Source organism: Pseudomonas sp. ESBL9 (assembly GCF_036668715.1).
Taxonomy (GTDB): Bacteria; Pseudomonadota; Gammaproteobacteria; order Pseudomonadales; family Pseudomonadaceae; genus Aquipseudomonas; species Aquipseudomonas lundensis.
The window spans coordinates 249,860-274,054 of sequence record NZ_JAZEVV010000001.1 but is presented as its reverse complement, the minus strand read 5'-3'; the positions used below and the strand labels follow the sequence as shown (position 1 = coordinate 274,054).

Genomic DNA, 24,195 nt, shown 5'->3' with positions numbered 1-24,195 from the left:
CCCACTTTGCCCCAGGGTTACCCCTCCCATCGACGACATCTTCCCTGCTCCGTTTATCTGCGATACCCGTTTATCGGCCAAATCCTACATTTCTTGAGCGTTGCGCCCAGAGAAGGCGCACTGGTCTGGATTCCCTTGCTGAGTTACCCTTGTAACTTATGTGTGTTTTCCCACAAGGATTAAAGAAATGTCCGAGCCAGTAAAACTGCGCGCTCATAACCAGGCACACTGCAAGGACTGCAGTCTGGCGCCTCTGTGTTTACCACTTTCATTGAATCTGGAAGATATGGACGCGCTGGATGAGATCGTCAAGCGAGGCCGCCCCCTGAAAAAAGGGGAGTTCCTGTTTCGCCAGGGCGATACGTTTGGTTCGGTGTACGCAGTCCGTTCTGGCGCGCTCAAGACCTTCAGCCTGAGTGACAGCGGCGAAGAGCAAATTACCGGCTTCCATTTGCCCAGTGAACTGGTCGGCCTCTCCGGCATGGACACTGAAGCCTACCCGGTGTCGGCACAGGCACTGGAAACCACCTCGGTGTGCGAAATCCCGTTTGAGCGCCTGGACGAGCTGGCCCTGCAATTGCCGCAACTGCGTCGCCAGTTGATGCGCGTGATGAGCCGCGAAATCCGCGACGACCAACAAATGATGCTGTTGCTGTCGAAAAAGACCGCTGACGAGCGCATTGCCACGTTCCTGGTCAACCTGTCTGCCCGCTTCCGGGCTCGCGGCTTCTCGGCCAACCAGTTCCGCCTCAGCATGTCGCGCAATGAAATCGGCAACTACCTGGGCCTGGCCGTTGAAACGGTCTCGCGGGTGTTCACGCGCCTACAGACCGACGAATTGCTGATCGCCGAGGGCAAGGAAGTCAACATCCTTGACCCGATCAAGCTGTGTGCGCTGGCGGGCGGGTCTTTGGAAGGCTAAAGCCGCTATACTGGCGCGCTTTACGCACGCCAGGACACACCCACACCATGGTCTTGAACGACTTCTGCCTAAAATCGCTGATCCGCCCGGTCATTGACTTCCCCAAGCCGGGCGTGATTTTTCGCGACATCACCCCGCTGTACCAGTCCCCTCGCGCCATGCGCGTGATTGCCGATTCGTTTATCGAACGCTACGTCGAAGCCGACTTCACCCACATTGGCGCCATGGATGCACGCGGGTTCCTGATCGGATCGGTTCTGGCACACCAGCTCAACAAGCCCCTGATCCTGTTTCGCAAGCAAGGCAAACTGCCGGCGGACGTGATCGCTGAAGGCTATCAGACCGAATACGGCGAAGCGTTTTTGGAGGCGCACGCTGACAGCCTGTGCGAAGGGGATTCGTTGCTGATCGTGGATGACCTGATTGCCACAGGCGGCACGCTGATTGCGGCGGCCAATCTGGCACGGCGCATGGGGGCAACGGTCTTTGAAGCGGCGGCCATCATCGACCTGCCGGAACTGGGCGGTTCAAAGCGCCTGAATGACATCGGCATTGCGACCTTCAGCCTGACTGAGTTTTCGCTGACCGAATAAAGCATCGCCCTTGCTGTCACGTTCGCCAGCAAGGGCGATGGGTCTCACAAGGCGATGGGTTTGCGTCCAGCGAACGAATGCGCCAGCGTTCCGCCATCCACCAATTCAAGCTCGCCACCCAACGGCACGCCGTGGGCGATGCGTGAGGCGATCAAACCTTTGCTGTGCAGCAGCTGCGCAATGTAATGCGCGGTGGCCTCGCCTTCGACCGTCGGATTGGTGGCCAGGATGACCTCGGTAAAGGTGCCTTGCGATTCAATACGCGCCATCAACTGCGGAATGCCAATCGCCTCTGGCCCCAGGCCATCCAGCGGCGATAAATGCCCCTTGAGCACGAAATAGCGCCCGCGATACCCCGTTTGCTCCACGGCATAGACGTCCATCGGGCCTTCCACCACACACAGCAGGGTGTCATCGCGACGCAGGTCCGCGCACTGCGGGCACAGGTCGTCTTCGGTCAGGGTGCGACACAACCGGCAATGCCCTACCCCTTCCATCGCCTGACTCAACGCCAGCGCCAGACGCGAGCCACCACTGCGGTCACGCTCAAGCAACTGCAGGGCCATGCGCTGAGCGGTCTTTTGACCCACGCCCGGCAAAGTGCGCAAGGCATCAATCAGTTGGCGAATCAGGGGGCTAAAGCTCATAGGGAAAAGTCCGACAAAACAACGAGAGGCGGTTTATACCCGCCCGGTCAGGCAGCGTCAAATGCTCTCGTCACCCCCACAGCCCGCGACAGCGACGACAAAAAACGCGCAAAAAAAAGCCGGGCGCGGCGCCCGGCTTTCTCACAGCACCTTAGAACGGCAGCTTCATGCCCGGTGGCAATTGCATGCCGGCGGTCACGCCGCTCATTTTGTCCTGGCTGTTGGCTTCGATCTTGCGCACGGCGTCGTTAACGGCCGCGGCGAACAAGTCTTCCAGCACTTCACGATCATCATCGCTCACGCCTTCCAGCAGGCTGGGGTCGATGCTTACGCGCTTGATGTCGTGACGACCGGTCATCACCACGCTCACCATATCGCCACCTGCCTTGCCGGTGACTTCTGCGTTGGCCAGTTCTTCCTGCATCTTGGCCATTTTTTCCTGCATCTGCTGCGCCTGCTTCATCAGGCCGGCCATGCCACCTTTCATCATGGGAATCACCTCAAACGGTATATGCACAATATGCCCATGGCCTTCGACCACGGGCTGTAATTTTTTATCCGCCGCTACGACGCCTGGGGCTCGACCACGTCGACAGGCTGGATCGTATCGTCACGCACGGCGGCGTCGAACTGTTCAATCATGTGTTGGACCAACGGGTCGGCATAGATCGATTCCTCCGCCAGTCGCTGACGCTCGGCGCGCAGACGGGCTGCCGCTTGCGCCGGGGTTTCCTGTTCGGGCTTGATCAGCTCGATGGTGACTTTAAGTGTGCGCTGCAAGTGTTGGTTCAGGGCATCGTTCAAACGACGCTGCTGGGTCGCGTTAAACAACGCACTGTGCGCCGGATCCAGGTGCAGCAGCCACTCATCCCCTTCGGCCGAGATCAGCGTGCAGTTGGCACCAATGCTTGCTGTCATCCCCGACACCGGTAATTTGGGGAACATGTTGAGCCATTCAAGGGCCAGACCGGTCGCCGGCATCGCGGCGGGCTGCGGTTCAGGCTCCGGCGCAGGCTCATGCTCGGCCGCATGCTCACTGGCCAGCTCGTCCAGATAACTGTAGGCCGCCGAGTCCATGTCCGGCTCAATGTAGTCTTCGTCCAACGGCGGCTCGTCATCGCGGTCCATGCCTGAGAGGGCCGCATCGACTTGCTCGGCGGTCGGCTCGGGGATCGGTGCGGCCGTCCACTGCGGCGCGTCGGGCACCACGCTGTCCGGGGTAGGCAATGGCATCGACGGCAACGCGGGGGGCTCACTGACGGTCTCCAGCACCGGCTCGGGGGCAGGCGCTTGCTCGACGACCGGCACAGCGGGCTCGTTCCACGGCAGATCGACTTCTGCGACCACAGGCGCCCGTGGCTCAACCACTGGGGCCGGGGCAGGCGTCGGGGGCGGGGCAACCTGGGGTTCAGGCGCCGCGACGGGTTCCGGCACCGGTGTCGCGACCGGCGTTAGCGCAGCAGCCGTCGCCACGGCTTGAGCGGAATCAACTGTGGCCTGGCTGATCCCCACCGGCTTTAGCGGCTGACTCGGTGCGTCCCCGGTGTCGGCAGGACGAAAGGCCAACATGCGCAGCAGCACCATTTCGAACCCGCCCCGCGGGTCGGGCGCGAGGGGTAAATCGCGGCGACCGATCAGGCCCATCTGGTAATAAAACTGCACATCTTCGGCCGGCATCGCCTGCGCCAGCGCCAACACCCGATCCCGGTCGCCGTGACCATTGTCGACGCCTTCAGGCAATGCCTGGGCAATCGCTACGCGGTGGAACACGTTGAGGATTTCCGACAGCACGCCATTCCAGTCCGGCCCCTGCTCGGCCAAATGGCGCACGGCCTCAAGCAAGGCTTTTGCATCGCCCTGAATCAAGGCGTGAAGCAGGTCAAACACCTGGCCGTGGTCCAGCGTACCGAGCATGGCCCGCACATCCGCAGCCAGCACTTTGCCTTCACCGAACGCAATCGCCTGATCGGTCAGGCTCATGGCATCGCGCATCGAACCGTCTGCGGCACGCCCGAGCAGCCACAGGGCATCGTCTTCAAAAGGAACGTTTTCGACACTCAGCACATGGCTCAGGTGTTCAACCACGCGCTCCGGGGTCATGTTCTTGAGCGAGAATTGCAGGCAGCGCGACAAAATGGTCGCCGGCAGCTTTTGCGGGTCGGTCGTCGCCAGGATGAACTTGACGTAGGGCGGCGGCTCTTCAAGGGTTTTAAGCAGCGCATTGAACGAATGGCTGGAGAGCATGTGCACTTCGTCGATCAGGTAGACCTTGAAGCGCCCTCGGCTCGGCGCATACTGCACGTTATCGAGCAGCTCGCGGGTGTCTTCGACCTTGGTGCGGCTGGCGGCGTCGATTTCGATCAGGTCGACAAAACGGCCTTCGTCGATTTCGCGGCACACCGAACACTCGCCACACGGGGTCGAGGTGATACCTGTTTCACAGTTCAGGCATTTGGCGATGATCCGCGCAATGGTGGTCTTGCCCACGCCACGGGTACCGGTGAAAAGGTAGGCGTGGTGCAAGCGCTGACTGTCCAGGGCGTTGATCAGAGCCTTGAGCACATGGGTCTGGCCGACCATTTCGCGGAACGAGCGCGGACGCCATTTACGTGCAAGAACCTGATAACTCATTGATAACCGTCGCGTCTGAAAAGCGGAAGGCGCTAATGCTAGCGGAGCAAGGGCAAAATTGCATCCGATGTGGCCGCCTAATCTGGCTATGCTGCTGCCTGACGGGCTATTTATATCGTTTTGCCCCCCTCTGCCGGAGATCTTATGCGCTGGCCCCCCTTGTTATTGATACTGGCCGCCGCGCCCTGTCTGGCGGAACTGCCGCCTATGCGTTTCGCCATTGCAGACAGTTGGGCGATGCCCATGGTGCGGCACGAGAACGGCCAGCCCACTGAAGGCATCCTGTTTGACGTCATGCAAAGCCTGGCGCGCCAGATAGGCTATCCGGCGCACTTTCAGGTACTGGCCCGGGCGCGGGTTCAGAGCGCCATGGACCATGGCGAAATGGATGTGCGCTGTTTTGTCACCCCTGCCTGGGTCGGCCCGAACGCCGACCAGTACCTGTGGAGCGAACCGCTGCTCGCACAACGCGATGTGCTGGTCGGCACACGCCAGCGCCCGGCGCCGGTGAATCTGCAAACCCTGGAGCGACAGTCGGTCGGTACAGTGCTCAGCTACACCTATCCCTCCCTGCAACCGTTGTTCGATGCGGGCAGGCTGCAGCGCGATGACGCCCGCAGCCAGGAACAAGTCCTGCAAATGCTGATCATCGGACGCTTCAACTATGCGGTCAGTAATCAATGGGCAGTGGACTGGATCAATAAAGACCTCGAACCGGCAGACCAACTGCACGACGTGGCGCTGGTGCAGGAACAAATGCTCAGTTGCATGGTGCGTAACGACCCGCAGCTGCCAACGGGAAAAATCCTCAGCACCCTGTCTGCCATGCGCCAGTCCGGGGAAATAGAGCGCATCATTTCGCGTTACACCGCACCCGCGCCGCTGTGACCGCTCAGGCGCAAGCGGCCTGCAACCATGCCCCGGGCGGTTCGAAACCGGCCACCCAATTGGCCACTTCGCGAATCGGCATGGGCCGCGCAATGAAATAGCCCTGCGCCACTTCGCAGCCCAGCTCCATCAGCAGGCAACCCTGCGCTTCGCTCTCCAGCCCTTCGGCAATCACGTTGCGCCCAAACGCGCGCGCCAACCCGACCACCGCCGTGGTCAGGGCCAGGTCATCCTGATCGTGGAGGATGTCACGCACAAAGGATTTGTCGATCTTGATGGTTTCGGTCGGCAAGCGCTTGAGGTAGCTCAGCGAGGAATAGCCCGTACCGAAATCGTCCAGCGAAAAACGCACGCCTAAAGCCTGACAGGCTTTAAGGCATTGACTGACATGCTGCATGTTCTCAATGGCCGCCGACTCAATGATTTCGAGGTCCAGCTTTTCGGGCGCCACCTCCGCATACCGACCCAGCAACACCTTAAGACGCGCCACAAAATCCGCGCGCTGAAAGTGCCGGGCCGCAATGTTGACACTAATTGACCAGTGCGCCCCGGCCCTTTGCCATTCGTGCATTTGCCGGATCGCCTGATCGATCACCCATTCCCCGATGTCGATAATCAAGTCGGTCTGCTCGACCACCGGTAAAAAATCGCAGGGTTCCATCAGCCCTTTCTTCGGATGATGCCAACGCAACAGGCCTTCAAAACCCAACACCTCGCCGGTACGCATGTTGACCTTGGGCTGGTAGTGCAAACACAACTCACCCGCTGCCAAGGCCTGGCGTACACGCTCGACCTGTTCGTGGGTGGCCTTGATCTCGCGCCCCTTGAGCACATCGAACACGTAATAGCGGTTGCGTCCGCTTTGCTTGGCCACGTACATGGCCTGATCGGCATGGCGCAACAGCGTGTCGGCATCTTCGTTGTCGAGCGGGTAAAGCGTGACGCCAATGCTGGCACACACACTCAGGCTGTTTTCACCCACCGTGTAGGGCCGGGAAATGGCGGTCAATACCCGCTGCATGGCCCCGTGCAGCTCATCCGCATCGCGCACATGGCGCAGGATCAGGACAAATTCGTCCCCGGCCAGACGCGCCACGACATCTTCACCGCGCATGATGCTTTTTAAACGCTTGGCCACCTCGATCAGCAGCAAGTCGCCGCTGGCATGGCCGTAACCGTCATTGACTGCCTTGAAGCCGTCCAGATCGAGCATGCACACCGCCAGCGGAATGCCATCGGCGCGCGAAGATTCGAGGGCCTGATTCAACAGGTCGGAGAGGTAGGCGCGGTTTGGCAAGCCAGTCAGCACATCGTGCCCCACGCGCCATTGCAGGGTGTGCAGCAACTGACGCTTTTCGCTGACATCAAAACGGATAGACAAATACTTGCGCACTTGCCCGGTCGATTCATCCACCAGCGGCACCATGGTGCTGTCCACCCAGTAGACCGTGCCGTCTTTACCCCGGTTGCAGATTTCGCCTTTCCAGACCTGCCCCCGGGAAATGGTGCGCCACATGCCGACAAAGAACTCGGGCGGATGAAAACCCGAGTTCAGGATGCGATGGTTGGCCCCCAACAATTCCTCACGCGGGTAACCCGACACGTCACAGAACTGCTCGTTGACGTAGGTGATGCGCCCACTTAAATCGGTTTCAGAAAAGATCGCCGCAGCATCTACCGCTTTGCGGTACATATCGTCCATGATTCACTTCACGCCTTGCCAATTACCGATTGAAACGATCCACCAGGGCCCGAAGCCCTGTAGAGATTCGTTTGAGTTCGCCACCACGCACGACTGCCGCATTGGCGTTTTGCGCGGTATTTTGCACGGTTTGAGCAACATTGTTGATTTGGCGTGAAACATCTTCGGCCACCGAGGACTGTTCTTGCGACGCAGCGGCCATCTGCTGGCTCATGTCAGTGATGCGCTCTACGGCCTGACGAATGCCCTGCAGCGCTTCCTGCGCTTGCAGTACCTGACGCACGCCCTGCTCGGCCTCCTGAATGCCCAGACTGGCAATATTGACCGCCTCCTCGGCGCCCGTTTGCAGGTTTTCGATGATGCCCTGGATCTGCTCGGTCGACTCCCGGGTCTTGCCCGCCAGCGCCCGCACTTCATCCGCCACCACGGCAAACCCGCGCCCTTGCTCGCCTGCGCGTGCGGCCTCGATCGCAGCATTGAGTGCCAACAGGTTGGTTTGATCGGCAATCGCGCGAATCATGCTGGCAGCCAGCATGATTTCTTGGGTTTGGCCGGCCAGATTGCCCACCGCGCCATTGATTTGATTCACCGTATTGGCCAGCAATTGAATGGCATCACGGGTGGTACCGGCCACCAGACTGCCCTCTTGGGCCAACTGGTTCGCGGTTTTGGCCTCTACCGCCGTGTGCTGAACATGCATCGCCACTTCGGAGATCGACGCGGCCATTTCGGTCATGGCGGCCGCGGTCATGTCAGTCTCGGCACGCTGTTGCAACAAGGCGCTTTCCGTGTCGCTGGACAACTGACTGGAGTCCGCCGCCGCTTCGGCCATCTGGTTGGCCAAATCCAGCAAGCGGGTCAGTGCGGTCTTCAGACGCGCTTCTTCGCTGATCAAAATCATGTGTAACCGGGCGACAGCACCGTCGGCGTCGCTGTACACCCTGGCGCTGATCGGGTCCGAGAATGAATCCGCAGAAGCGTTGAGGATGTGCTGGAATTGCTGGCCCACGCGCCGGTGCCCCCACACCCCCACCCCGATAAACAGCGCGGCCGTGAGACTTTGTGCGGCCAGCGTCGGGAGCACATAAGCACTGGCAACCGACACGATGGCCGCGGTGACCGGCAGTAACAGGGCGCCCGCGGCGTGGGTGACGCGGTGCAACGCCGACACCGCAGGTTTGCCTTCACGCAAGCGCGCATAGAGCGCCTCAGCGCGGGCCACCTGCTCACGGGTGGGCTTGACCCGCACCGACTCGTACCCGACCACACGACCGCCTTCCAGAATCGGCGTGACATACGCGCTGACCCAGTAATAGTTGCCGTTCTTGCAGCGATTCTTGACCACCCCCATCCAGCTTTTACCGGCCTTGAGGTAGCGCCACATCAATTCGAAAACTGAGGCAGGCATGTCGGGGTGGCGAACCAGATTGTGCGTACTGCCGATCAACTCATCCTGAGTAAAACCGCTCATGGCGGCGAATTCGGCATTGCAGTAAGTGATATGACTGTGGACATCCGTGGCTGAGATCAACCGCTGATGCTCGGGAAATGTTTGTTCGACACCGGTCACGGGAAGGTTAATGCGCACGGTAAAACTCCACCTGTGGATAGCACGCACAGGCGCGCCATGTAAGAACAGAACAACCCCAAGGCTCACCGCACATACACTTAATACGCACCGGGCAATATTAAGCAGACGTGCAACAACACCCAACCTCTTTGAACAGGTGTGGGCTTGAAGAAGATCAAACGTGGCGCAATTCTACAAAGTAATCTCAGCTTTGCAAGTAAGATGGCCAGACAACAACCCGGCCTTGACCCTATGCCTTATAACAACGCATTGATTCAACAGCCCGTCACCACAGACAAATACAGAGTCCAGTGCGACAAAGAACGATGCCCGAGTTGCACGAATACCTCTCAACAACATTCGCGAAAATCCCCGGCAAAGGCCGTGCTAGAGCCGTCTGCAGAGCTTTGACGACTCTAATTATTGGATCCAATAATTTTTAAGGATTGTCTTAAAGACATATTCACTTCAGCCCCATAACATCAAGCTATTTAAATGGAAGTATAAAGAACCGACGCAGCATGCCAATAATTCACACTTGTTAATGCATCTTTTAAAACCGTACACCCATCATCTAAAGCCCCTGCAAACGGTGTAGGCGGCTTGACTAACTTTTTCATAGCCGCTGGAAAGACTTATAGAAAATCTAGACGATGCCATAAAAGGCGAAAGACAAATTCGAAATATGAAAACTGAAATCTGAGCAAGTGCACTCATTAACTGCCCTTCATATCGCGTGATTCAACACCTGACTGGGCGCAAAAAAGACGGCAAAACGAACACGCACACAAAAACACCGCCAGGTCGTAACCGGCGTTGTGAGGAGATAAAAAAGGGGGATTCAAAATGGAGGCAACCCCACCAGCCACACCCCGGCACACAATGTTCCCGCTGTGGCTGCTTCCTTCCGGATCTGACCAGGTTCACGGGTAATCGTTGCGGAGGGACCGATAGGGTCACCATAACAACATTCGCCTAGCAGCGAACGGCGCCATTGTACCTGTCTGAAGAAAAGTTACAACCGCCTATTCAAGAATAAAAAAATGAATGGGCTCAAGTACTTGGATTACCGGGTCGGCGTCCGCGAATCACAGGGCGGGGTCGGGCGTCCTGCGGGGAAAATCAGCAGCACGCGATTCCCTTCGAGCGACAAAAACGGCTTTTTTGACCCGGCTACGCTGCCGGACGCCGCCCGGCAGCGCCTGCACAGATTTAGAGGCTGATGCCCTGCTGCGCCAGAAAGGCGACAAACGCCTCCTCATCCAGCACCTTGAGCCCCAGCTCATTGGCCTTAACCAGCTTGGACCCCGCACCCGGCCCCGCCACCACGCAATGGGTCTTGCCCGAGACCGAACCCGAGACCTTGGCACCCAGGCTTTCGAGCTTGTCCTTGGCCACATCGCGGCTCATCAGTTCCAGCGACCCGGTCAGCACCCAGGTCTGCCCTGCCAGAGGCAAACCGACCACGACTTTTTTCTCGCTGTGCCAGTGCATGCCAAAATCACGCAACTGCGCCTCGATCGCCAGCGCAAGGTTTGCATTGTCGGGGTTATCAAAAAACGCTCGCACCGCCTTGGCCTGCTTCTCCGGCAAGGCCTGGCGCATGTCGAGCCAGTCCGCATCGATCACGCCTTGCAACGAACCAAACTTGTCGGCTAGCTTTTGCGCGCCGCCCGGCCCCACAAACGGGATATGCAGTTTGTCGATCAAGCCACCCAACGTCGCGCTCGCGGCAAATTCAGCCCCCAGATCGCCCTGATCCTGCAACTCAAGGCCGCGCTCCAGCAACTGCTGGATCACCTGCTGGTTATGCTCATCACTGAAGAAGCTGTGAATCTCATGGGCGACCTCCAGACCGACATCCGGCAAGTACGTGAGCACCTGCGGCAACGCCTGCTGGACGCGCTCCAGCGAAGCCAGCGAGCGCGCCAGCACTTTGGCGGTTTCCTCGCCCACATCCGGAATGCCCAGGGCATAGATAAAGCGGGCCAGTGTCGGCCGCTTGCTGTCAGCGATGGCGGCCAGCAGGTTGTTGGTCGACAACTCGGCAAAACCCTCCAGCTCGACAATCTGATCGAAATTCAACATGTACAGATCTGCCGGCGAACGCACCAAACCTTCGTCCACCAACTGCTCAACGCTTTTCTCGCCCAGCCCTTCAATATCCATCGCCCGGCGCGAGACAAAATGAATGATCGCCTGCTTAAGCTGAGCACCGCAGGCCAGACGGCCGACGCAACGGTACACCGCGCCTTCAGTGACCGTTTCGCGGCCTTTGCTGCGCTTGATCAGTTGCGTGCGCTCGACATGCGAGCCGCACACCGGGCAGTTGTGCGGAATGTGCACCGGGCGGGCATGTTCCGGACGGCGATCCAGCACCACTTGCACCACCTGCGGGATCACATCGCCAGCACGGCGAATGATCACGGTATCGCCGATCATCAACCCCAGTCGCGCCACTTCGTCCATGTTGTGCAACGTGGCGTTGGAGACCGTCACGCCCGCCACCTTCACCGGTTTCAAACGCGCCACCGGGGTCACCGCGCCGGTTCGGCCCACCTGAAACTCCACATCCAGCAGCTCGGTCAGCTCTTCCATCGCCGGGAATTTATGGGCGATGGCCCAACGCGGTTCGCGGGCACGAAACCCCAGCTCACGCTGCGAGGCCAGGCTGTTGACCTTGAACACCACCCCATCGATTTCATACGGCAGTGAAGCGCGCCGCTCACCGATGTCACGGTAATACTCAAGACACTCGGCAATGCCCTTGGCCAACTTCAGCTCATGACTGATGGGCATGCCCCATTTTTGCAACTGCTTAAGATTACCGATGTGCGTGTCAGCAAATTCTTCAGACACCTGGCCCAAGCCGTAACAGCAAAATTCCAGCGGACGGCTGGCGGTGATCTTCGAGTCGAGCTGCCGCAGGCTGCCCGCCGCCGCGTTACGCGGGTTCGCGAAGGTTTTACCGCCTGCCGCCATTTGGGTTTCGTTCAGGCGCTCAAACCCGGCCTTGGACATAAACACTTCACCCCGCACCTCCAGCACGGCGGGCCAGCCACTGCCATGCAGCTTGAGCGGGATGTTGCGCACGGTCCGCACGTTGACGCTGATGTCTTCACCCGTGGCGCCATCACCTCGCGTGGCACCGCGCACCAAATGCCCGTCCCGGTACAACAGACTGACCGCGAGGCCATCCAGCTTGGGCTCGCAGCTGTATTCGACCTCAGCACCGCCACCAAACAGGTCGCCGGAGGGCAAATCCAGCCCTTCATTGACCCGGCGGTCGAACTCGCGCATGTCCGCCTCATCGAAGGCGTTGCCCAAACTCAGCATCGGCACTTCATGGCGGACCTGCGTGAAGGCCGACAACGCAGCGCTGCCCACCCGCTGGGTCGGGGAGTCCGGCGTGACCCACTCGGGATGCTCGGCTTCCAGCGCTTTGAGCTCATGGAACAGACGATCGTATTCGGCGTCCGGGATGCTCGGCTCGTCGAGCACGTGGTAGCGATAGTTGTGCTGATCCAGTTCAGCGCGCAGCGCTAGGATTCGGTCATGGGCGGCGGTCATGGGGTGTTCTCTCACAATGCAAAAGAGCAGCCGAGGCTGCTCTTGAGTTAATTCGTTCGCGCTGGAGTGGGAGCAAACAGGCTGACTCCCACAGGGCTTAGCGTTTTTGAGTCAATGCGCGACGTTCAAATTCAACGATGCGCTGGCGGTAATGCTCGATGGTTTGCGCCGTCAACACGCTGCGCTGGTCATCTTTGAGCTCGCCGTTCAGTTCCTGCGACAGCTTGCGCGCCGCGGCCACCATCACATCAAACGCCTGCTTGGGATGACGCGGCCCCGGCAGCCCCAGGAAGAAACTCACGGCAGGCGTACTGAACAGGTCGATATCGTCCAGATCGAATACACCCGGCTTCACAGCGTTGGCCATCGAAAACAGCACTTCGCCATTGCCGGCCATGCTTTCGTGGCGGTGGAAAATATCCATCTCGCCAAAGCGCAGGCCGCTTTCCAGAATGTTCTGCAACAGGGCTGGCCCCTTGAAGCCCGCCGGGTCGCGGCTGATGACACTAATGACCAGCACTTCTTCTGCCGCTTGCGGCGCTTCTTTCTCTTCAGCCACTGCCGGCACCGACGGGCTGGCCGTGGCACGACCACGGGCCGGTTTGGATTCCGCCGGGAAGTCATCACGGGCGGCGCTGAGGCTCGGGCCGTCGTCTTCCAGGTCCAGATTGAGGTTCAAGTCGCCCTGGCTTGGCTCGCTGCCACGCTTGCCGCGCTTGGCGCCTTTCTCACGAGGCGGCATGCTCACCGATGGCAGGTCGTGCTCATCAAGCTGCGGCTCTTTGTGATGCGGGGTGTCCAGCACTCGCGGAGGCCCGAGCAACTCGGCGCTGGTCTCCTCCTCGTCGGGCAGGTTAGAAAAGCTTCGATCAAGACGAAACTTGAGCTTGCCTTTGCCACCGCGCATGCGGCGCCAGCCATCAAAAAGAATACCGGCGATGACCACTATGCCGATGACGATCAGCCACTCGCGCAGACCGATTTCCATGTAATCCCGTGCCCCTAAAAAATGATTCTATGAAGAAGAGCCTAAAGCCCTTTAAAACGTGGCGCCAACTCTATGTTCTGAATGGCGTTTTACCCACGTATAAAAAAATTAGACGCTAAATTAGCACGACCAAAGATAACTTTACACCGTCTGTCGCATTGAGCTATGCCGAAGCCCTACAAGCATGCAAACCAAATCGGTCAACTCTTTGGGAAATATCTTATGCAAAGATTTTTTTGTCCCTCTTTGCTTATAGCTCAAGCATCCACCATTGCCATGGCCTCCTCGACATCAACCGCCACCAGACGCGAACATCCGGGCTCGTGCATCGTCACCCCCATCAACTGATCGGCCATTTCCATGGCGATTTTGTTGTGGGTGATGTAGATGAACTGCACCGTCTGTGACATCTCTTTAACCAGACGGGCATAACGCCCTACGTTCGCATCATCAAGCGGCGCATCCACTTCATCGAGCATGCAAAACGGTGCCGGATTCAACTTGAAGATGGCAAAAACCAGCGCCAGCGCAGTCAATGCCTTCTCACCACCGGACAACAAATGGATGGTGCTGTTCTTCTTGCCCGGCGGCCGCGCCATGATCGTTACTCCTGTATCGAGTAAATCTTCGCCCGTCAGTTCCAAGTAAGCGCTGCCGCCACCGAAAACTTTTGGGAAAAGTGCCTGTAATCCACCATTTATCTGATCAAAGGTGTCTTTGAAACGGCTGCGGGTTTCTTTGTCGATCTTGCGAATGACGTTTTCCAGCGTCTCAAGCGCTTCAACCAGATCCGCATCTTGAGCATCCAGATAGCGTTTGCGTTCGGACTGCTGCTGGTACTCATCGATGGCCGCCAGGTTGATCGCCCCCAGGCGCTGAATTCGTGCGCCAATGCGCTCCAGCTCTTCTTCGGCCTGCTGCTCGTTCAACTCGCTGCTCAAGGTGGCCAGCACGCCGTGCAGGTCATAGCCATCGGCCAGCAATTGGTCTTGCAACGCGGTGCGCCGCACAGTCAGCGCTTGCCATTCCATGCGCTGCTGTTCGAGCTGGCCGCGAATCAGTTGCGATTGTTGCTCGGCCTGATTTCGGCGTTTTTCGGCCTCGCGCAATTCGCGGTCGGCGTCTTCAAGGGCGGTTTGCGCGACCTTGAGCTCTTCATCCACGCTCAGGCGTTTGTCGAGCAATTCTTCGAGCTTCAGACGCAGCTCTTCCAGAGGCGCCTCGCCCTCTTCCAGGTTCAGCGAAAGTTGCTCGCGCTTTTCGGCCAGCCGCTCCGACTGCAACTCCAGACGTTCAAGGGCCTGACGCGTGGAATCGTGCTGCGCCTTGAGCGCCCCCAGCCGAACGGCCAACTGATGAGCGTGATCCTTGTGCTGACGAGCGTCCTGACGCACCCGGTCCAGACGCTCACGCAAGCTGTCGCGCCGGGCCAGTAACAACTCGCGCTGCTCGGTATCGGTGGCCATGGCGTCCAGCGCTTCCTGCAATTGCAGGCGCGCTTCACCCACCTGCTCGTGCTCCAGGGCGCGCTGCTCAGCCAATTCAGCCAACTCTTCATCCAGACGACGACGACGCAGGGTCAATTGCTCGACCTTGGCTTTACTGGCCGAAAGCCTGGCTTTGATCTCACCCTGTTGACGCGCTTCATCCTGCAAACGCCGACGCACCTGCTCACGGGCTTCTTCCTGGGTCAGTTGCTGCTCGCGCAAGCGCTGTAACTGCTCCTCAAGGGTTGCCAACGTGGCTTCGCGCTCATCGCGTTCATGCTCCAGACGCTGTATTTCCTGGCCGCGGGCCAGCACCCCGCTTTCCGCTTCACTGGCACGGCGCACGCGCAAAAACGTGCGCCCCACCCAAAAACCATCGCGAGTGATCAGGCTCTGCCCTTCAGCCAGCTGCGGGCGTAGGACCAGCGCCTGTTCAAGGGTGTCGACCGGCTTGACCCGCCCCAGCCAGGGTGCAAGGTCGAAATCCGATTCAACCTTGTCGAGCAAACTGCCTGCTTCAGCGTGGCCGGGCGTGCCGGCACTGAACAGGCGCAAATCGCCCTGAGTAAAGCCGGCCAGATCGAGCGGGGCAAAATCGTCAACCAGCACCGCTTGCAGGTCGGCGCCCAGCACGGTTTCAACCGCCAGTTCCCAGCCCGGCTCAACGCGCAAGCCCTCAGCCAGACGCGGTTGCTGGTTGAGTTGATGCGCACGCAGCCATTCACCCGTGCCGGTGCCCGGATCGAGGGCCGCCTGTTGCAAGGCTTCCAGTGATGCCAAACGGCCATTAAGCCGCTGCAATTCGCCCTGAGCCTGTTGCTGACGGTGGGTCGCCTGCTGCAAGTCGTGACGCACCTGCTCCAGACGCTCGACGAGCTGCTCTTCGTTGCCCTGGAGCTCTTCGTGAGTCAGCTCGCTGGTGGCCAGTAATTCGCTCAACGCCAGAATGGCCGCATCTTCAGGGTCAGCCGCGAGCAAGGCGCGCTCTTCAGCCAGTCGACGCTGGCGCTCGGCCACGCGCTCCATGCTGGTTTCCAGTTGCTGAATCCGCGCCTGCAAGACTTCAGATTGACGCTGCGGCTCGGCGCTGCGCAGGTTGAAGGCATCCCACTGCTCTTGCCAGGCCTGCATGGTGACTTCGGATTCTTCGAGCGCCGCACCCGCCTCTTCGGCGGCGGCACTGGTGAGCGCCTGCTCGGGTTCGAGCATCGCCAGTTCTTCACCCAGCTTGGCCAGCAGCGTGCGGTCGTGCCCCAAGTGCGATTCGGTTTCAAGGCGCGAACGCTCAGCTTCACGCAAATCGTCCTGCAACTGGCGCAAGCGTTGCTGACCGTGCTGAATGCTCTGCTCGACGCGGGCAATGTCACCCCCCACGGAGTAGAAACGGCCCTGCACCAGATTGAAGCGCTCTGACAGATCATGGTGCCCGTCGCGCAGACGCTCGATGCTCGCATCGGCATTACGCTGCTCGGCCACCAGGGCTTCAAAGCTGACTTCCTGATTACCGATGACCGCTTCGCGCTGGCCAACCTGTTCGTTCAGAGCCTGCCAGCGCAGCGCCGACAGTTGCGCCTTGAGCTGACGCTCCTCGGCTTTGTATTCCTGATACTTCTCCGCCGCCTGGGCCTGACGGTGCAAGCGCTCCAGCTGACGCCCCAACTCTTCACGCAGGTCAGTGAGGCGGGCGAGGTTTTCGTGGGTGCGGCGGATGCGGTTTTCGGTCTCGCGGCGGCGCTCCTTGTACTTGGAGATACCCGCTGCTTCTTCGATAAAGTTACGCAGGTCTTCGGGCTTGGACTCGATCAGTTTCGAGATCATGCCCTGCTCGATGATCGAGTAGCTGCGCGGTCCCAGGCCGGTGCCGAGGAAGATGTCGGTGATGTCACGGCGTCGGCACTTGGTGCCATTGAGGTAATACGTGGTCTGGCTGTCGCGGGTCACTTTGCGCCGGATCGAAATCTCGGCGTAAGCCGCGTACTCGCCCAGCAACGTACCGTCGGAGTTATCAAACACCAGCTCGATGCTGGCCTGACTCACGGGCTTGCGGCTGGTGGAGCCATTGAAGATGACATCGGTCATCGACTCGCCGCGCAAGTTCTTGGCCGAGCTTTCGCCCATCACCCAGCGCACGGCGTCGATGATGTTCGATTTGCCGCAGCCATTGGGGCCGACCACCGCCGCCATGTTGCTCGGAAAGTTAACCGTTGTCGGGTCGACGAACGACTTGAAACCGGCCAGCTTGATGCACTTGAGCCGCACGCTCAGGCAACCGTCAAGGCAGTCAGCACCAAATCGCAACTGCGCTGGGCGTAGCTGCCGAGCACCAGGCGGATCTTGGGCAGATCACGCGCCAGTACTGCGTCGAGCAACTGCGCAAACAGGGCCAGGAATTCGCTCATTGCCGCCTTGCGTTGCTCCAGTGCCAGGTAATAGGCACGGCTCATGGCGGGATGCAGGTTCTCGACGGTTTCTTGCAGGTACGGGTTGTTGGCAAACGGATAGGCCGCGCGCATGACATTGAAGCTGTCTTCGACAAATGCGCTGATGTCCTGGCGCTCAAGGCTGGCGGTCAGGCGCTGCTGGATTTGCAGGAATGGCCCGAGGTCGGCCTGAACCGCCCAACGTTGCGCCACGGCATTGCCCAGCAGGATGTACAGCTCGCTCATCAGCGTGCACAGGCTTTGCACCTTGTGCGCACTGAGCTCGGTGACGTGCGCGCCGCGTCGCGGCAGGATGGCGATCAGGTGCCGACGTTCGAGGATCAGCAACGCTTCGCGCACAGAGCCGCGACTGACATTGAGCGCCAGCGTCACCTTCTGTTCCTGAATGCGTTCCCCTGGCTGTAACTCGCCCCGAATGATCCGTTCGGCGAGGTGATGAGCGATTTGCTCGGCGAGGCTATCCGGCGCCTTGAACGTCATGTTTTACCTTCAAAATCTTTGATCAGTGCAGGCGGCGAAGTGTAACGCACTTGCCGGGCTCTAGCGGAGTGCCCGCAACAGTGAATTTGGCACGAAACCCGCAAATAAATGGCTAATCGCCGTCGCAGAACACCATTTTGCAGGCCTTTGTTCATTTTCTTGACCCGCGAGTCAGTTATGACTAAATTCAGCCCATCCCGCTCGATAACAATAATGATTTTGCGAGGCCTTCCGTGATCCAGTTCCTACTCAACCAGACGCTGCGTACCGAGCACGCGCTGGACCCGAACCTGACCGTGCTCAATTACCTGCGCGAGCACCTGCATAAACCCGGAACCAAGGAAGGCTGCGCCAGTGGCGACTGCGGCGCCTGCACGGTGGTCGTGGGCGAAATCCAGACCGACCCGCAGGGCCAGCAACGCCTGCGCTATCGCAGCCTCAATGCCTGCCTGACCTTTGTGTCGGCCCTGCACGGCAAGCAATTGATCAGCGTGGAAGACCTCAAGCATCAAGGCCAATTGCACAGCGTGCAGCGCGCCATGGTCGAGTGCCACGGCTCGCAGTGCGGGTTCTGCACGCCCGGGTTTGTGATGTCGCTGTTTGCGCTGCAAAAGAACAGCACCGCACCCGACGCCCATCAGACCCATGAAGCGCTGGCGGGTAATCTGTGCCGCTGCACCGGGTATCGGCCGATTCTGGCAGCCGCCGAACGCGCCTGTTCGGTGCAGGGGGGTGACCAATTTGATGCACGCGAGCAGGCCACCCTGGCCGCACTCAATGCCATCGCCCCCCAACAGACCGGTGAACTCAACAGCGGCGACAAACGCTGCCTGCTGCCCCTGACCCTCAGCGACCTGGCCGACCTGTATGAGGCGTGCCCGCAAGCGCGGCTGCTGGCCGGCGGCACCGACCTGGCGCTGGAGGTCACGCAATTGCATCGCCCGCTGCCGGTGATGATCTACGTGGGCCACGTGGCCGAAATGAAGCGCATTGAATTCATTGAAGACCGCATCGAGATCGGTGCGGCCGTGACCCTCACCGACGCCTACTCCGTCCTCAATGCCCAATACCCGGACTTCGGCGAATTACTGCAACGCTTCGCCTCGTTGCAAATCCGCAATCAGGGCACGCTGGGCGGCAACATTGGCAACGCCTCCCCGATTGGCGACACGCCGCCCTTGCTGATCGCCCTGGGGGCCAGCCTCGTGCTGCGCAAGGGCAACACCTGCCGCAGCCTGCCACTTGAGGATTACTTCATTGATTACCGGGTGACCGCCCGACAGGAAGGCGAATTCATCGAGAAAATCGTCCTGCCACGCGCCACCGCAGCCCGCGCCTTGCGCGCCTATAAAGTGTCAAAACGGCTGGACGACGACATCAGCGCCGTGTGCGCCGCCTTCAACCTGACCCTCGATAACGGCATCGTCACCGCCGCGCGGATTGCGTTCGGCGGCATGGCTGCTACCCCAAAGCGCGCCTCGGCCTGCGAAACCGTGCTGATTGGCAACCCTTTTGACAGCGCCAGCGTCGAACGCGCCTGCCGGGCACTGGCCGAAGACTTCACACCGCTGTCGGATTTTCGCGCCAGCAAGGAATACCGCTTGCTGACCGCGCAAAACCTGCTGCGCAAGTACGCCCTCGAACTGCAAACCCCAACTTTCGACACGCGGGTGACAGCGTATGTCTAACCATCACAAGACCGAGCTGTCCCAGGCCGAACTCACCGCCCTGTTCGCGCAAGACCTGACAACCGGCGTGGGCCGCAGCGTCAAACACGACAGCGCCGAAAAGCATGTGTCCGGCGAAGCCCAATACATTGACGACCGGCTGGAGTACCCCAACCAGTTGCATCTCTACGCGCGCCTGTCGGATCGGGCTCACGCCAAAATCCTCAGCATCGACACCACGCCCTGCTACGCCTTTGACGGCGTGCGACTGGTCATAACCCATGAAGACATCCCCGGCCTGAAAGACATCGGCCCGCTGCTGCCCGGCGACCCGCTGCTGGCCATCGACACCGTGGAGTTTGTCGGCCAGCCCGTGTTGGCCGTGGCCGCCTGCGACCTGGAGACCGCACGCAACGCCGCGATGGCCGCCATCATCGAATACGAGGACCTGGAACCGGTGCTCGACGTGGTGCAGGCCTTGCGCAATCAACACTTTGTCCTCGACAGCCACACCCATCAGCGCGGCGACTCGGCCACGGCGCTGGCCCACGCCGACCATCGGCTTAAAGGCACGCTGCATATCGGGGGGCAGGAACACTTCTACCTGGAAACCCAAATCTCTTCGGTCATGCCCACCGAAGACGGCGGCATGATCGTGTACTGCTCAACCCAAAACCCCACCGAAATCCAGAAACTGGTGGCGCTGGTGCTTGACGTACCAATGAACAACATCGTGGTCGACATGCGCCGCATGGGCGGCGGCTTCGGTGGCAAGGAAACGCAGGCCGCCAGTCCTGCGTGCCTGTGCGCCGTGGTCGCGCGCCTCACCGGGCAACCGGCCAAGATGCGCCTGCCGCGGGTCGAAGACATGCACATGACCGGCAAGCGCCACCCGTTTTACGTCGAATACGATGTGGGCTTCGACGCCAGCGGGCGCTTGCAAGGCATTGAACTGGACCTGGCGGGCAACTGCGGCTATTCCCCTGACTTGTCCGCCTCGATTGTCGACCGCGCCATGTTCCACGCCGACAACGCTTACTACCTGGGCGATGCCACCATCCGTGGTCATCGCTGCAAAACCAACACGGCTTCCAATACCGCGTACCGGGGGTTCGGCGGCCCGCAAGGCATGGTGGCCATCGAACAGGTCATGGACCACATCGCCCGCCATCTGGGGCTCGACCCGCTGGCCGTGCGCAAGGCCAACTACTATGGCAAGACCGATCGCAACGTGACCCACTACTACCAGACCGTGGAGCACAACCTGCTGGAAGAAATGACCGCCGACCTCGAAGCCAGCAGTCAATACGCCGAGCGGCGCGAGGCGATTCGGGCGTTCAACGCCAACAGCCCGATCCTGAAAAAAGGCCTGGCGCTGACACCGGTCAAATTCGGTATTTCCTTTACCGCGAGTTTTCTCAATCAGGCGGGCGCGCTGATCCATATTTACACCGACGGCAGCATCCACCTCAACCATGGCGGCACCGAGATGGGCCAGGGGTTGAATATCAAGGTCGCGCAAGTGGTGGCCGAAGTCTTCCAGGTGGACATCAGCCGCGTGCAGATCACCGCCACCAACACTGACAAAGTGCCCAACACCTCGCCCACGGCGGCCTCCAGCGGGGCAGACCTGAACGGCAAGGCCGCGCAGAACGCTGCCGAAATCATCAAGCAACGGCTGATTACCTTTGCCGCCGAAAAATATGCGGTCAGTGAACAGGCCGTGCAGTTTCACAACGGCCAGGTGCGAGCAGGCGACCTGTTACTGAGTTTCGAGACCCTGATCCAGCAGGCGTATTTCGGGCAGGTGTCCCTGTCGAGCACGGGTTACTACAAGACCCCGAAAATCTACTACGACCGCAGTCAGGCCCGGGGCCGTCCGTTTTACTATTTCGCATTTGGCGCGGCCTGCGCCGAAGTGATCGTCGATACGCTGACCGGCGAGTACAAAATGTTACGTACCGACATCCTGCATGACGTCGGCGCTTCCCTGAACCCGGCCATCGACATCGGACAGGTCGAAGGCGGCTACCTTCAAGGCGCGGGCTGGCTGACCATGGAAGAACTGGTGTGGAACGCCAAAGGCAAGTTGCTGACCAACGGCCCCGCCAGCTACAAAATCCCCGCAGTCGCCGACATGCCACTGGATCTGCGGGTAAAGCTGGTGGAAAACCGCAAAAACCCCGAAGACACCGTGTTCCATTCCAAGGCTGTGGGCGAGCCGCCCTTTATGCTCGGCATTGCCGCGTGGTGCGCGATCAAAGATGCCGTGGCGAGCCTGGCGGACTACCGCGTGCAGCCCGCAATCGACGCACCTGCCACCCCCGAGCGCGTGCTGTGGGGCTGCGAGCAAATGCGCCAGCACGGTGAACGCCATGCATAACTGGATCAACGCCCTCGCCGACCTGCAGCGTCAGGGAGAACCCTGCGTGCTGGTCACCCTCATCGAAGAACAGGGCTCCACACCGCGTAACGCCGGGTCGAAGATGGTCATCAGCGCCACACAGACCTTCGACACCATCGGCGGCGGCCATCTGGAATACAAGGCCATGCAGATCGCCCGCGACATGCTGGCCAACGGCAAGCAGGCGCCCGATCTGCAACGCTTCAACCTCGGCGCCAGCCTCGGGCAATGTTGCGGCGGCGTCGCCGTGCTGTTGTTTGAGCCGATGGGCCAGGTGCAAGCACAAATCGCCGTGTTTGGCGCGGGGCATGTGGCCCGGGCGCTGGTGCCATTGTTGGCCGACCTGCCGTGCCGCATCCGCTGGATCGATGAACGCGAACAGGAATTTCCGGCACTGATCCCGGCAGGCGTGCAAAAAATCGTTACCGATGAGCCCGTGGATGCAATCAAAGGGCTGCCCGCGGGTTGCTACTGCATCGTCATGACGCATAATCACGCCCTGGACCTGGAACTCAGTGCAGCTTTGCTCACGCGCAACGACTTTGGCTACTTCGGCTTGATTGGTTCTCGCACCAAACGCATGAAGTTCGAGCATCGCCTGCGTGCGCGAGGCATCAGCGCCCCCCATTTGCAGCGCATGCGCTGCCCCATGGGGTTGAGCGAAGTCAAAGGCAAACTGCCGATTGAAATCGCCATCTCCATCGCCGGCGAAATTATCGCCACCTACAACGCCCACTTCGGCCAACCGAGTGCCAGCGTTGAACCCATTAAACAACTGCTGCCGTCCTCACGACGCAGCCAGGCCACGAACTGAGAAACATGATGACTTGTAAAGCCTACCGCGCCGCCCTCCTGCACAGCATCGCCGACCCGGCGCAGGTCGGGATCGATGCCTCTTATGAATACTTCGAAGACGGCTTGCTGATCGTTGAAAACGGTCAGATCAAAGCCCTGGGCAACGCCTGCGACTTACTGGCGTCCTTACCGTCAGACGTCGAAGTGACCACGTACAGCGACGCGCTGATCACACCGGGTTTCATCGACACGCACATCCATTTCCCGCAGACCGGCATGATTGGCTCCTACGGCGAACAGCTCCTTGACTGGCTCAACACATACACCTTCCCGTGCGAAAGCCAGTTCGCCGACAAAGGCCACGTCCAAGAAGTCGCAGAGGTCTTCCTCAAGGAACTGCTGCGCAACGGCACGACGACAGCGCTGGTCTTTGGCAGCGTGCATCCGCAGTCCGTGGATGCCCTGTTTGAAGCGGCACAGCGCCTGGACCTGCGCCTGATCGCGGGCAAAGTGATGATGGACCGCAATGCACCGGACTATCTGACAGACACCGCAGAAACCGGCTACAGCGAGAGCAAAGCACTGATCGAGCGCTGGCATGGCAAAGGGCGCCTGCATTACGCCGTCACCCCGCGCTTCGCCCCCACCAGCACCCCGGAGCAACTGACGTTGGCCGGCAAGTTGTTGGGCGAATACCCGGACCTGTACTTGCACACCCATATCAGCGAGAACCTTCAGGAAATTGAGTGGGTGAAATCCCTGTTCCCTGAACGCAAAGGCTATCTGGACGTGTATGACCATTACCAACTGCTGGGTGAACGCTCGGTATTTGCCCATGGCGTGCACCTGTGTGATGACGAGTGCGCACGTCTGGCCGAAACCGGCTCGGCCGTGGCCTTCTGCCCAACCTCAAACCTGTTCCTCGGCAGCGGTCTGTTCAACCTGCCCATGGCTGAGAAGCACAACCTTAACGTAGGCCTGGGCACGGACGTGGGCGCCGGCACCAGCTTCTCGCTGCTCAACACCCTGAACGAAGCCTACAAAGTCATGCAACTGCAAGGGCTGCGTCTGAACCCGTTCAAATCGTTGTACCTGGCGACATTGGGCGGCGCGCGGGCACTGCGCCTGGAAGACCGCATCGGCACCCTGCAACCGGGCACTGACGCGGACTTTGTGGTGCTGGACTACAACGCGACCCCGTTGCTCAGCTATCGCCTCAAGCAATCCAAGAGCATCGCGCAAACCCTGTTTGTGCTGATGACATTGGGCGACGACCGCACCGTTCAGCAGACCTTCGCGGCGGGCAACAAGGTGCACCAGCGCTGACCGACTCGCCCTGCGACGTCGCTGACGCGCAGGGCGAAGTGGTCCGTCATGTGTTTGGGATATCGGGGCCAGGGTTTACGGACG

16 protein-coding genes, 1 other RNA gene and 1 pseudogene are annotated in these 24,195 nt (G+C 60.0%); 7 read left to right on the top strand and 11 right to left on the bottom strand.

Going from position 1 to position 24,195, the window contains the following annotated elements; all coding sequences use genetic code 11:
- Nucleotides 1–187 precede the first annotated feature (187 nt).
- Together fnr and V6F78_RS01135 are read left to right on the top strand one after the other, a co-directional pair.
- Nucleotides 188–922 (top strand): fumarate/nitrate reduction transcriptional regulator Fnr, encoded by a 735-nt coding sequence (fnr, locus tag V6F78_RS01140; RefSeq protein ID WP_047277670.1) that lies wholly within the window; start codon nt 188–190, stop codon nt 920–922.
- Nucleotides 923–969: 47 nt separating this feature from the next.
- Nucleotides 970–1,515, top strand: a complete 546-nt coding sequence (locus V6F78_RS01135) for an adenine phosphoribosyltransferase (protein WP_047292866.1) — start codon at nt 970–972, stop codon at nt 1,513–1,515.
- A 44-nt stretch (nt 1,516–1,559) separates the two neighbouring features.
- On the opposite strand, the gene recR is transcribed toward V6F78_RS01135, so the two are convergent.
- From recR to dnaX, 3 genes are all read right to left on the bottom strand, one after another.
- Nucleotides 1,560–2,162 carry a recombination mediator RecR gene (recR, locus tag V6F78_RS01130; protein WP_047275252.1) on the bottom strand — a complete coding sequence of 201 codons (603 nt, stop codon included), beginning with the start codon at nt 2,160–2,162 and terminating at the stop codon, nt 1,560–1,562.
- Between the two features lie 151 nt (nt 2,163–2,313).
- Nucleotides 2,314–2,652 (bottom strand): YbaB/EbfC family nucleoid-associated protein, encoded by a 339-nt coding sequence (locus V6F78_RS01125; RefSeq protein WP_017527493.1) that lies wholly within the window; start codon nt 2,650–2,652, stop codon nt 2,314–2,316.
- A 74-nt stretch (nt 2,653–2,726) separates the two neighbouring features.
- Nucleotides 2,727–4,793 carry a DNA polymerase III subunit gamma/tau gene (dnaX, locus tag V6F78_RS01120; protein ID WP_048377004.1) on the bottom strand — a complete coding sequence of 689 codons (2,067 nt, stop codon included), beginning with the start codon at nt 4,791–4,793 and terminating at the stop codon, nt 2,727–2,729.
- 144 nt (nt 4,794–4,937) lie between these two features.
- Between dnaX and V6F78_RS01115 the strand changes: the two genes are divergently transcribed.
- A complete protein-coding gene (locus V6F78_RS01115; protein WP_048377003.1) occupies nt 4,938–5,681 on the top strand; it encodes a substrate-binding periplasmic protein in 744 nt (247 codons plus the stop codon).
- Between the two features lie 4 nt (nt 5,682–5,685).
- Here the strand turns inward: V6F78_RS01115 and V6F78_RS01110 are convergent, their stop codons facing one another.
- The 8 genes and pseudogenes from V6F78_RS01110 to V6F78_RS01080 all read right to left on the bottom strand — a co-directional run bounded on the left by V6F78_RS01110 (nt 5,686) and on the right by V6F78_RS01080 (nt 17,919).
- Nucleotides 5,686–7,383: a putative bifunctional diguanylate cyclase/phosphodiesterase gene (locus tag V6F78_RS01110; RefSeq protein ID WP_083333900.1), complete on the bottom strand. Its 1,698-nt coding sequence runs from the start codon at nt 7,381–7,383 to the stop codon at nt 5,686–5,688.
- A 22-nt stretch (nt 7,384–7,405) separates the two neighbouring features.
- Nucleotides 7,406–8,467 (bottom strand): methyl-accepting chemotaxis protein, encoded by a 1,062-nt coding sequence (locus tag V6F78_RS01105; RefSeq protein ID WP_371058065.1) that lies wholly within the window; start codon nt 8,465–8,467, stop codon nt 7,406–7,408.
- Between the two features lie 222 nt (nt 8,468–8,689).
- Nucleotides 8,690–8,953, bottom strand: a pseudogene (locus V6F78_RS22380) (PAS domain-containing protein); the annotation flags it as partial.
- Nucleotides 8,954–9,809: 856 nt separating this feature from the next.
- Nucleotides 9,810–9,906, bottom strand: an RNA gene (gene ffs / locus V6F78_RS01100) — signal recognition particle sRNA small type.
- Between the two features lie 259 nt (nt 9,907–10,165).
- Nucleotides 10,166–12,523 (bottom strand): NAD-dependent DNA ligase LigA, encoded by a 2,358-nt coding sequence (ligA, locus tag V6F78_RS01095; RefSeq protein WP_332726464.1) that lies wholly within the window; start codon nt 12,521–12,523, stop codon nt 10,166–10,168.
- A 97-nt stretch (nt 12,524–12,620) separates the two neighbouring features.
- A complete protein-coding gene (zipA, locus tag V6F78_RS01090) occupies nt 12,621–13,511 on the bottom strand; it encodes a cell division protein ZipA (RefSeq protein ID WP_047292853.1) in 891 nt (296 codons plus the stop codon).
- Nucleotides 13,512–13,768: 257 nt separating this feature from the next.
- Nucleotides 13,769–17,257, bottom strand: coding sequence for a chromosome segregation protein SMC (smc, locus tag V6F78_RS01085; protein ID WP_332726463.1), 3,489 nt, complete (start codon nt 17,255–17,257; stop codon nt 13,769–13,771).
- 2 nt (nt 17,258–17,259) lie between these two features.
- Complete coding sequence (locus V6F78_RS01080) at nt 17,260–17,919, bottom strand: GntR family transcriptional regulator (RefSeq protein ID WP_047275271.1); 660 nt, start codon at nt 17,917–17,919, stop codon at nt 17,260–17,262.
- A 233-nt stretch (nt 17,920–18,152) separates the two neighbouring features.
- Here V6F78_RS01080 and xdhA point away from each other — a divergent pair, with 233 nt between their 5' ends.
- Genes xdhA through guaD form a run of 4 tightly spaced genes read left to right on the top strand, consistent with a single transcriptional unit; the run spans nt 18,153 to nt 24,111 of the window.
- Entirely contained in the window at nt 18,153–19,607 is a 1,455-nt protein-coding gene (xdhA, locus tag V6F78_RS01075; protein WP_047292850.1) for a xanthine dehydrogenase small subunit, read from the top strand.
- Nucleotides 19,600–21,969: a xanthine dehydrogenase molybdopterin binding subunit gene (gene xdhB, locus V6F78_RS01070; protein ID WP_094990992.1), complete on the top strand. Its 2,370-nt coding sequence runs from the start codon at nt 19,600–19,602 to the stop codon at nt 21,967–21,969. The genes xdhA and xdhB overlap by 8 nt, the downstream gene beginning before the upstream one ends.
- Nucleotides 21,962–22,804, top strand: a complete 843-nt coding sequence (gene xdhC / locus V6F78_RS01065) for a xanthine dehydrogenase accessory protein XdhC (protein ID WP_047292846.1) — start codon at nt 21,962–21,964, stop codon at nt 22,802–22,804. The genes xdhB and xdhC overlap by 8 nt, the downstream gene beginning before the upstream one ends.
- Before the next feature lie 8 nt (nt 22,805–22,812).
- The gene (gene guaD, locus V6F78_RS01060) at nt 22,813–24,111 is read left to right on the top strand and encodes a guanine deaminase (protein WP_332726839.1); all 1,299 of its coding nucleotides are present in this window, start codon (nt 22,813–22,815) and stop codon (nt 24,109–24,111) included.
- The last annotated feature ends 84 nt before the right edge of the window (nt 24,112–24,195 follow it).